The organism is Rhizobium sp. SVR5-9E (assembly GCF_056755095.1).
Window position 1 is genome coordinate 1 of record NZ_JBNDHS010000539.1, and the last position, 254, is coordinate 254.

Below are 254 nucleotides of genomic sequence, written 5' to 3' on the forward strand. Positions count from 1 at the left end.
GATGAGAATATCTGGTATAACAAGGACATTATTGCTGAACTTAATAACAATTCTTTCAAAAAAAACAACAGTGACAAAGTTATTGCGCTTAAGAAAAAGCCAAGCATTTTTTCCTACCTTGGGTCTGCACATAAGTCGGAAAACAATAAAAATACAGCAAGCATCGAATTTGATGATAAAAATATGTATGAAGCTCTTTTTATTCCCAAAAAGATAAAAAAGACCGATCTTGAAAAAATCCACTCCTACTTGTC

At 31.9% G+C, this 254-nt stretch carries 1 protein-coding gene; it reads left to right on the forward strand.

Annotated elements, in window-relative coordinates:
• On the forward strand, positions 1 to 254 hold a 254-nt coding region (locus ACPYOJ_RS35965; RefSeq protein WP_481420474.1), incomplete at both ends, for a hypothetical protein.